This window comes from Streptomyces sp. NPDC058373 (assembly GCF_042723275.1).
Classification (GTDB): domain Bacteria; phylum Actinomycetota; class Actinomycetes; order Streptomycetales; family Streptomycetaceae; genus Streptomyces.
The window spans coordinates 79,435-89,055 of the sequence record NZ_JBHXJE010000026.1; the positions used below are offsets into that span (position 1 = coordinate 79,435).

Below are 9,621 nucleotides of genomic sequence, written 5' to 3' on the forward strand. Positions count from 1 at the left end.
TGCGCGGGAGACGGGCGGGAACGGAAGCGGGCGACGGGGCGCGGCTCAGCCCGCCGCCGACCAGCGCGGCAGGGCCGTGCCGAGCACCTCGGCGGCCCCTCGCATCAGCCGGTCCGCGATCACCTCGACGTGCCGGTTGCGCCAGTCGGCCAGTTCGGTCCCGGCGGCCCACCGGTTGAACGCGCCGAGCGCGGGACCGCAGTGGATCTGGTAGTTGACCCGTTCGTCCGGAGAACCGGCCAGCGCCATCCGGTTCGCATGGACGAAGTACCAGCGGAACACCAGCGCCATACGGTGCTTGGGACTGGCCTCCGCCCGCGCCAGCTCCTGCGGACGCTCGGCCGCGAGACGGGCCCGGGTCTCCGCCCACACCTCGTCGAAGCTCCGGCGGAAGTACCGCCGCTCGATGGTCGTACGGGTCTCGGCGTCGATCTCCTCCAGCGCTCCGTACTGCCGGTACACCTGGTACAGCTTGTTGGCACGGGCCGCGAAGAGCGTGCCCTTGCGGACCACCTGCACCCGCGCACCCAGCTCGAACATGTCCCCGGCGGGCGCGTACGCCGTGTCCTGCACGTCCACTCCCGCCAGCAGGTCCTTCACCGCGTCCGAGGTGCCGGCCTCGGGCGAGCACTGGTTGACCGAGCCGGTGACGACGAAGTCCGCTCCCAGGACGAAGGCCGCGGCGACGGCCGCAGGGCTGCCGAGGCCCCCGGCGGCCCCGACCCGGATGCGCTTGGCGTACCCGTGCGCGCGCATCGCTTCGTCCCGCAGCTGCACCATCGCGGGGATCAACGCGTAAGGGTTGCCCGCGTCCGTGTGGCCTCCCGAGTCGGCCTCCACGCAGAGGTCGCCGGACACCGGCAGCAGCCGGGCGGCGGCGGCCTCCCGCGGGGTCAGCTCGCCGGCCGCGACCAGCTCGTCCAGCAGCGCCCGCGGCGGCGGGGCGGCGAATGCCGCGGCCACCTCGGGACGGGACACCTTGGCCACGACATGCCGGTGGGCGACCGGGGTGCCGTCCTCGGCGATCCGCGCCCCGCTGAACCGGAAGTGCACCACGGCCCTGGTCACCTGAGTGAAGGCCGCGGCTTCCACATGGCGTACGTCCCGGTCCAGACAGCGGCGGACGAGCTCCGCCTCGCGCGCCGGATCGTCCGGAGTCGACAGCAGGTTGACGCCGAACGGGGCCGACGGGCCGAGCTCGCCGCGGATGGTGTCCAGCGCCTTGTCGATCTCCTCCAGCCGCAGCCCGCCGGAGCCGAAGAAGCCCATCAGCCCGGCCCGCGCCATCCGGATCACCAGCTCGGCGGAAGCGATGCCCTTGAACATGGAGCCCGCGAGGTACGCCTGCCGCAGCCGGTAGTCCCGGCGGAACTCCGCGCAGCCCAGCCGGCCGGCCGACACCGCGGGGTGCGTGACCGGTGCCGCCTGCGGATCTGAGGGCAGCCGCGCGGACCGCGGGGTCCTGGCCACAGGCGGTACGGACTCCGGAACCGGGGCGGGCTGCTTGCGCGCGGCTTCCCACAAACCCGTCAGAGTGCGTCCCGGACCGACTTCCACCGCCTCCCGCGCCCCCTGGGCCAGCAGCAGGCTCATGCTCTCCCACCAGCGCACCGGCCGCCGTATCTGCTCGGCCAGCGTGGCCCGCAGCTCACGGGGGTCCGTGTTGTACGGCCGGGCCGTGACGTTGGCGACGACGGGCACCTGGGGGGCTTGGAGGTCGACCTCCCCCAGGAAGGCGGCGAATTCGCCCGCAGCCTGCGCCATGTAGCGGGAGTGGAAGGCGGCGCTGACCTTCAACGGCACGCAGCGACCGGAGCCCGCGCGGCGGACCGCCTCGTCGGCCTTGCGTAACGCGTCGACGGGCCCGGACAGCACAAGCTGCACGGCCGAGTTGTGGTTCGCGATGTCGAGTTCCGTGATGCCCTCGCGCTCCAGGAGCGCCTCCAGGGCGTCGGCGTCGGCGCCGAGCACCGCGGTCATCCCGCCGCCGTTGGCGCGGCCCATCAGCGTCCCGCGCTCGCGGACCAGCCGTATCCCGGTCGCGAAGTCGAAGCACCCGGCCGCGAACAGCGCGTTGTACTCGCCGAGGCTGTGACCGGCCAGCGCGTCGGGCCGCGGCTCGCCCCGCCGTTCCCTCGCCAGCCCGCCGAGCGCGTTGACGGCGAACAGCGCGGGCTGGGCGTAGCGGGTGTCCCGCAGGCGTCCTCCGGTGTCCTGCTCGCACAGCTCACGCAGCGAGTAGCCGAGGATCTCGTCGGCCTGCCGCACCAGGTCCGGGAAGAGGCCGAACAGCTCGGCACCCATGCCCCGGGTCTGCGCACCCTGCCCGGGGAAGAGCCAGACGGTCCTCATGCCTGCCGCTCCCCGCCGCCCGCGTGCTGCGGACTCTCCCAGGGGAAGCGCTGATGGGCGGCGAAGTCGCCGATGCGTCCGCGCACCAGGGGCGAGGACATCATCCGGCTGAACTCCGCTACGGCGGTGCGCTCGGTGTCCTCGTTGAGGATCCACAGCCGCCGGAAGTAGTCCTTCATGTCCCGGATCACCGAGACGTCCAGCTTCGCGACCCGGTTGCCGAGCCGCCGCACCGCGCGCTGTGGCTCGTCCGTCAGCTCGTCGACGAGCCGGACCCGGGCCGCCTCGGCGGCCGACACCGGCAGGGTGCTCAGGGTCATGGCGTACGCGGGCTGGAAGCCGACCCTGCGGATCAGGAACGGCAGGACGCAGGCGGGCAGCAGGCCCCACAGCGCCTCCGGCAGGCTGAAGGAGCTGCGTTCGGTGGCGAGGACGAAGTCGCCGGCCGCCGCGAGACCGACGCCGCCGCCCACCGCGCGCCCGTCGACGACGGACACGATCACCCGAGGACAGGTGGTGAACCGTTTGAGCAGCCCGTAGAACAACTCGCCCCCCTGAGCGGCGACTTCGTCGGGTCCGCCACCGTCACGGGACGCCTCGGCGAAGTCCATACCGGTACTGAAGACCCCACCGGCGCCTTCCAGGACCACCAGGCGGCAGTCGGGGCTGCGTTCGGCGCGGTCCAGGGCCTCGTGCACCGCGGCGAGCAGTTCGCCGGTGATGCCGTTGTGCTGCTCGGGCCGGTTGAGGGTCACCCGCAGCACATGGCGCTCCTCGCTGACCAGTACCGCGCCGCGGTCGTCGAATCCGGTCATGTCAGCTCCAGCGGTAGCGGCGGTGGAAGTTCTCGACCCGGTCCAGGACGAGCAGGCCACGCCCCTCGAACTGCCGCGCGTAGAGCTGTGCGTACGGTGCCACGTCGTACTGGTGGTCCTGGATCCCGGCCATGCGGTGCAGGCCCAGATCGCTCAGCAGCTCGTACTCGTCCATCGTCAGCGGGTGTCGCTCGGCGATCGCGGCGGCAGTGCGCCGCTCGGCCAGCCGCTGCTTCGTGACCGGGGTGATCACTCCGCTGTAGAACTCGGAGGCGCAGCCCGAGCCGTAGGAGAACATGCCGATCCGTTCCGGGCGCGGAATCTCGATGTGGTCGACGAGGGAACACAGCGCCAGATACAGGGCCGCGCCGTAGATGTTGCCGATCTCGGAGCAGTACGCCAGAGAGGGCGCGACCCGCTCCTCGAAGTCCTTGGCGATGGCGTCGGGGGCGGCGCGTCGCTGCTTGCGCAGCAGACCGCGGTGGGCGCCCTTGACCATGCCGGCGAACGGGGTGTGCAGCACCAGGTGCTGGAACGAGTCGACGATGTCGGCCCCGGCCACCCGGTCCCGGTACGCCTGGAAGCTCATCTCCAGGCAGTGCATATACGAGAGCAGGGAGAGGTCGGAGTCACCGGTCTCCAGATCCGCGCGCGGACGCAGGGTGTCCATGACCTCGTAGCTGTGGAATCCGTTGGCGCCCGTGTCGAGTTCCAGGATCGCGGGATCATGGCCGACCAGCATCGCCACCGCACCGGCGCCCTGGGAGGGTTCCCAGTAGGTGCCGCGTGCGGCCACGCTGGCCGCGTCGGTCGCGACGACCAGGGCCTTCGCCCCCGGGAGCGGGCTGGTGGCGATCAGGGCCGCCGCCGTCTGGAGCGCGGCCGTGCCGCCGTAGCAGGCGTGCTTGACCTCGAAGGAGCGGCAGCGCCGATCCAGGCCGAGGCAGTCCTGGAGGTAGGTGCTGAGGGGCTTCCCGAAGTCGAGGCCCGATTCGGTACCGACCACGACCAGTTCGATGCGCTCCCGCTCGTCCGGGGCCAACGCGTCGACGAGCGGCTTCGCGGCGTTCACCCCGTTGGTGACGGGGTCCTCGCACGGGAAGTTCACCGACTTGCGGTTCATCAGCAGATTCTCGAACCGCTGCAGATCCAGGCCGCGGGCTTCGAAGAGTTGACGCACGCTCAGGGAAGCTCGTCCGGCGTAGACGTTGATGGCCTCGATACCGACGGACATGACTCGCCTCTCCGTTCTGGACCCTCCTACCGGGAAAGCGGTCAGTCGGCGTCGTGCACGTAGGGCACCAGGACGGTGTCGTTGATGCTGCCCGGCACGAACAACGCGCCCCAGGCACCGCCGCCCTTGTAGTCGGGCACCCGCTGCTTGGCGAAGAGATCCTGGTAGCCGGCGTCCGTGCGGCTCAGTTCCGTGACCTTCGCGTAGTCGTTGAGGGTGCGCAGATGAATCAGCCAGTGAATCCGGTCCTGTTTGCCGAAGGTCTCTTCATAGAGGAAGGAGGTGACATGGCCGGGCAGGGTTTGAAGATGTCGGTCAGGCCGTCGCAGGACATGAGGATCAGTACTGCTGTGATCCATCGTCTCCTGCGTTCGGGGCCTGCCTGCGGTCCGGCCGAGACGACAGCTGCCAGGTGCGACCGGGCCTGGAGATGGCCGCGCCGGGCCAGGACGTCCAGTACGTCGCCCTGCGGTTCAGAGGGGTGTCCCGGCGTGCTGGCCCAGAGGTACATGGCGTCCGTGGCGTCGTGCAGCGATGCTGATGCCAGGGTTTCGGTGAGTTCACCGAGACGGTGGGGCGTGTGGTACAGGCGGTCCTCGACAGCCGTCACGAACGCCGGCCCCGCCCGGTCTGCGCAGTGCTGCAACAGGGTGTACCGGAGTGCGGAGTCCTCGCCGGGGTCCAGCAGCGCGGCCAGGGCCAGGGCCCAGCCCGCCCAGCGGGCGGCGTCTGTCTGCGCAACCGTGGTGTCCTGCGTGGCTGTGAGGAGGAAGCCCAGGGCGCCGAGTTCGGGTATCTGGTGGTATCCCGTTCTCCAGGCAGGGATGTCCTGGGCTGTCACCACGGGGGCTGTCACCAGGACATGGCGTGCAGCTGCGACCAGGGCCTGGTACAGGTCGCTTCCCGTCGGCGGGTGCGATGGAGCCGCCATGACTGCGTCGAGGGTGGATTGTGCTGTGGCGCGGGTACCGTCCGCAGTTCGGTACAAGTGTTCGATCGCGGTGGTCCATGCCTGGCGCACTGTGTGCGGTTCGGCGCTGCACACCGCCTCCAGCGCGGCGGTGAACTGGTTCTCGTTGAAGGTGAGGCGGCGGCGTTCATAGCGTTCGTGGGCGCGCCGGCGTATCAGCCATGGGGGGTCGGGGGCGTCCCACCAGTCCGTGGCCTGTCTCAGTGCCGGGTCCGTCTGGCGGACGCGTTCGGCGGTTTCCCTCAGTTGGGGGTCGTCGGGGCGGGGGCGGCTGCCGATGAGCGAGCGAATTGTGTGGCGGGCCTGGTCGGACAGGTCCGGCCAGCGGGTGAGCCAGTGCAGAAGATCGGTGTCGGGGAAGAGGCACTGCTGCGGTGTGGAGCGGGTGAACCGCAGGATGTTCTGGGGAGTGCTGTGGTGCAGCAGGTAGCGGCGCAGGGCGGGGGCGGCACCGAGGGCGGGGGCGAGTTCTGCGAAGGCCTCCTGTATGCGGTTCTGTGTGTGAGTTTGCGGTGAGCCATCAGCGCCGCCAGCGCTTGGCCTGCTTGCTCCTCGAGTGGGCTCGGTGGGGCGGTCTGCTTGAGCCAGGTGGGTGATGGCCTGGATCATCAGATGAGCGGCCAAGGCTGATTTGGGTCCTTGGGCCGCGAGGGTGCGCGTGGACCAGTCGAGCAGGTTCGCCACCTGCTCGGGAATCAGCAGTGGTGCCGTTGCTTCGAAGAGGCTGCGGGCGGTCTGGGGGCGGGGGTCCGGAAGCAGGTCCAGGTACTCGGTGGTCGACAGGCGGTGCGGCCACAGGCGGGCAAGGGCCTCCCCGGCGATGCGGGGCGCCGGATCGCCGGCCAGCAGCACGAGACGGTCGGCTGTCGTGTCGTCCACCTGGTCCAAGGCGCGCAGGGCCAGTGATCGGACGGGTACGGGTTGGGCTTGGTCCTCGGCGACGGTGAGGAGGGCTGGTGCCAGACCTGCGGGCCGGCAGGCGGCGACGATCTGCAGTGCCAGATGCTGTTGGCCCGGGTCGGCGTCGAGTGACAGGAAGGGCTGCAGCTGTGCGGCGAGGCCGGGGTGGTCGACGCGGTTGAGCCCGTTCCACGGGATGCGGCCGAAGTCTGTTTCCGGCGCGCCTTCGAGGAGGGCCTGGGTCACCTGGGCGCGGTGCCGGGCCGTAAGGGCCTGCAGGTCGGCGAGGAGCAGAACCGGCAGATCGTGCGCCAGCAGGTCTTCGAAGAGCTGGGGGTCGGCGACCGCGAGCCGGGCTGCTATCTCCTCGTGCGTCGGCACGATGTGGCGGGCCCGCCCGCTGCCCGTCCACAGCAGTTCCTTGAGCACCGTGGGGCTGATCCGGCTGGTGCTGAGGAATTCGGCTGCCAGATACTCCTGGAAGCTGCGGTGGGCGAAGACCCAGCGGCGCCGACCCACCGGGGTCAGCAGTCCGGACTCTGTCAGGTACAGCAGTTCGCGACGGCGGCACTGCTGTTGGGGGGCGAGGCCCGGGACGCCGGCACCGGCCAGGGCGTCCAGGTCCAGTTCGCCTTCCCCCGCCGGGGGTCCGTCGACCAGCGCCGCGCAGCGGCTGAACTGCATGGCGGCTGCGGCCCAGCGGGCGATGGCGAGGAGATGGTCCACCGGGGGACGGCCCTGGCGGCGGGTGAAGTCTTCCTCCCGGGTCTCCGTGCACAGCGTGCGGCAGGCCTGCGCGTACGCATCTGCGACGGTGGCCGGCAGGGCGACGCCGTGCGCGTGAGCCTCGATCAGGGGGACCAGAGTGACCGGCTGCTGGGTCAGGGCCTCCAGATTCCGGCTGCCTACCTCTGTGACGAAGTCGGTGGGGTCAAGGCCGTGTTGCTCGGTTGCCGTCTGCAGGTCTGCGCGGGTCAGCGGAGCGAGTGTCGCCACCGCGACCTGGCCGGCTGACGGCCACAGGCTGCACAGGCTCTCCTCCAGCACGGCGGGCCACCGGGTGGTGCGGCAAGTGATCCGCAGCCTCAGGCCGCGGCGCTCTTTCTCGCTCAGCTCCTGCAGCTGGTGCAGGAGTGCCTTGTCCAGGCCGGGGATGTCGCTCAGTCCCTCGTCCAGGCCGTCGAGCAGGACGAACCGCTCGCCCTTCTCCAGGCCGTTGTGCAGGTGTTGGTGCAGTCGCGCGCCGGCGGATGCCAGGTCGAAGACGTCCTTGCCGAGGTCCAGGAACGCGACAGGCAGCCCGGCTTCGAGGATTCGGGTGTGTTCCTGGGCCAGCGCGAAGGACTTGCCGCATCCTCGCTCCCCCAGGACCACGATGGCGGGCGTGTGCCGCATGTCGTCCAGGTGGGGCAGGCGGGTTGGGTGCGGCCTGCCTTCGAAACGCTCGCGGATCTGCGTGCTGTCGGCGGCTACCGGCAGCAGGGACCGTCTCCAGGCGTATCGCACCATCTCATTCTCGCCCGTCGGTTGAGGATGCCCACGATGCCCTGCTTCGGATGATGGTGAACAAGGAAACCACCGCTGCATCTTGCTGTGGAACCGCAGAGGGCACGCCGCGGGCAGCCCCATGTGGCCCATGTGGGAGGAAGATTTCAGTGACCTCGTCATGGGCCTGCTCAAGATCCACCTCAGCACGCGGCGCGTCGTCATCAACCGGGAGGTCCAGGTCAACCGCCCGGGCGCGGGAGGAGGGCGTACCGACATCCACATCCAGGCAGCGACAGATGCCGAAGACCCCGAGCCCTTCACCGTGATCATCGAATGCAAGGGATGCTGGAACCCAGGCCTGGACACCGCTCTGGCCGACCAGTTGGTGGCCCGCTACCTGCGCCGTCCGCGAACCGCAGGGATCTTCCTGGTCGGCTTCTTCGACTGCGACCTCTGGGACGACCGCCACCGGCCACGATGTACCCCAGGCCACACCAGGCAGCTGATCGAGCAGCGCCAGCACGTGCTGGCGGCCCAGTGCAATGCCACTGTCCGGGCCAAAGTCCTCGACTGTAGGCCTCCAGGGATGCAGACGAACTAGGCGCCTGAAGCGGGAGAGCTCTCTGGAAGGCTGCTGCACCAGCGACAGCACTCCTCCACCCAGGCGCATACCCTCTCTGGCTCCGGGCCAGCAACTGCCCCAGAGACGGTCACCCTCCGGGCAGTAGTCCCAGCCGACGCCCGCTCACAGTGTCTGCTCAGCCACCAGGTGCCCGATCTGCCATGTATAGAATCCGCCGCGGTCACCCTGCTCGGCATGCAGCTCCTCGACCGCACCCACGAGGACATCAAGATCCCCAGCACCCACCCCGCCCTGCTGCCGCCAGGCATCAGCCGCGTCGGTGACCGTCCTGGCGGCGCTACGCAGCCAGGGAAGTCCGCACCCGCGATGCTGAGAACACTGACCAGCGCACCGTGCAGACACGACTGCGCCACCTCATGAGGCGCCCAGAACTCCGCATGACGGCTCAGGACATGGGCCGCATCCAGCAACAGGCTCAACGCCCGCTGCCCGTACCGCCCTGAGCCTGCAACGCCGAGACGAGCTCCGCACGCCTCCCCCCACATACGGCTGGCGACGCCTCGGCCTGTTCCCCGTGCGGGAGAGCATCGGACACAGGCCCTCCGTAGCCGCCCAGTTCTCCCGAGTCCCCCAGCCGCGACAGCGGCAGACACGGCTGCCGACACCACGCCCATGCGCTGCCCCCGTTACCGCCCGGAGGCAAGACACACCAGCGGTCACCTCAGCACACGACATCCCGCAACTAAACAACGACCGGCCCGCACAGTCCCCAACTCAGGAAAAGACAGGCCACCTTCGATATCCCGATCCATCGCAAGCCCAACCAGCGCCGCCAAGCGCCAACAACCCACACCTACCCCTCGGGCGCACATGACACCGCCCAACCACGGGCACCAACCAAGCCCCCCCAGCGGGCCACCAGGCCCGCGACACCCCGCACCTCAACTCCCAGTCACACCAACCGGCATGACACCACTTCATACCTAACAGTCAGTCAACAAACCGGAGCGCACCAGCGCTCCGACAATCCACAACACCAAAAACCAAAACCCAAGAAAAGGCCGCGCCAGCGGCCCAACAAAAATAAAAAACAAGAATTTTGCCGCCAGGCAAAATACAGAACCCCCCCCCACACAACCCGGAATTTGCCGCCAGGCAAATTCACACGCCAAACCAAGGGCCGCGTCAGCGGCCCGGCATAAACCCACAGAGAATTCGCCGCCAGGCGAATTTCCGGGGCGAGGAATTCCGCCAGGAATTCCCAAAGGGGCTTATGCCC

The 9,621-nt window shown here is 69.5% G+C and carries 8 protein-coding genes; 2 read left to right on the forward strand and 6 right to left on the reverse strand.

Annotation, left to right across the window (positions count from 1 at the left end; all coding sequences use genetic code 11):
* Nucleotides 1-45: 45 nt before the first annotated feature.
* Genes fabD through ACFWMZ_RS16755 form a run of 5 tightly spaced genes read right to left on the reverse strand, consistent with a single transcriptional unit; the run spans nt 46 to nt 7,780 of the window.
* Entirely contained in the window at nt 46-2,352 is a 2,307-nt protein-coding gene (fabD, locus tag ACFWMZ_RS16735; protein ID WP_383176883.1) for an ACP S-malonyltransferase, read from the reverse strand.
* A complete protein-coding gene (locus ACFWMZ_RS16740; RefSeq protein WP_383176880.1) occupies nt 2,349-3,167 on the reverse strand; it encodes an enoyl-CoA hydratase-related protein in 819 nt (272 codons plus the stop codon). The genes fabD and ACFWMZ_RS16740 overlap by 4 nt, the downstream gene beginning before the upstream one ends.
* A gap of 1 nt (nt 3,168) precedes the next feature.
* Complete coding sequence (locus ACFWMZ_RS16745) at nt 3,169-4,401, reverse strand: hydroxymethylglutaryl-CoA synthase family protein (RefSeq protein WP_383176878.1); 1,233 nt, start codon at nt 4,399-4,401, stop codon at nt 3,169-3,171.
* A gap of 41 nt (nt 4,402-4,442) precedes the next feature.
* Nucleotides 4,443-4,730 (reverse strand): DUF6039 family protein, encoded by a 288-nt coding sequence (locus tag ACFWMZ_RS16750; protein ID WP_383202299.1) that lies wholly within the window; start codon nt 4,728-4,730, stop codon nt 4,443-4,445.
* Nucleotides 4,631-7,780, reverse strand: coding sequence for an NACHT domain-containing protein (locus ACFWMZ_RS16755; RefSeq protein WP_383202282.1), 3,150 nt, complete (start codon nt 7,778-7,780; stop codon nt 4,631-4,633). The genes ACFWMZ_RS16750 and ACFWMZ_RS16755 overlap by 100 nt, the downstream gene beginning before the upstream one ends.
* 127 nt (nt 7,781-7,907) lie before the next feature.
* Here ACFWMZ_RS16755 and ACFWMZ_RS16760 point away from each other — a divergent pair, with 127 nt between their 5' ends.
* Together ACFWMZ_RS16760 and ACFWMZ_RS16765 are read left to right on the forward strand one after the other, a co-directional pair.
* On the forward strand, nt 7,908-8,360 hold the full coding sequence (locus ACFWMZ_RS16760; RefSeq protein ID WP_383202285.1) for a hypothetical protein: 453 nt from the start codon (nt 7,908-7,910) through the stop codon (nt 8,358-8,360).
* Between the two features lie 168 nt (nt 8,361-8,528).
* Nucleotides 8,529-8,762, forward strand: a complete 234-nt coding sequence (locus ACFWMZ_RS16765) for a hypothetical protein (RefSeq protein WP_383183156.1) — start codon at nt 8,529-8,531, stop codon at nt 8,760-8,762.
* Between the two features lie 574 nt (nt 8,763-9,336).
* Here ACFWMZ_RS16765 and ACFWMZ_RS16770 read toward each other — a convergent pair.
* The coding region (locus ACFWMZ_RS16770; protein WP_383202288.1) for a hypothetical protein at nt 9,337-9,621 on the reverse strand (285 nt) is incomplete at its 5' end.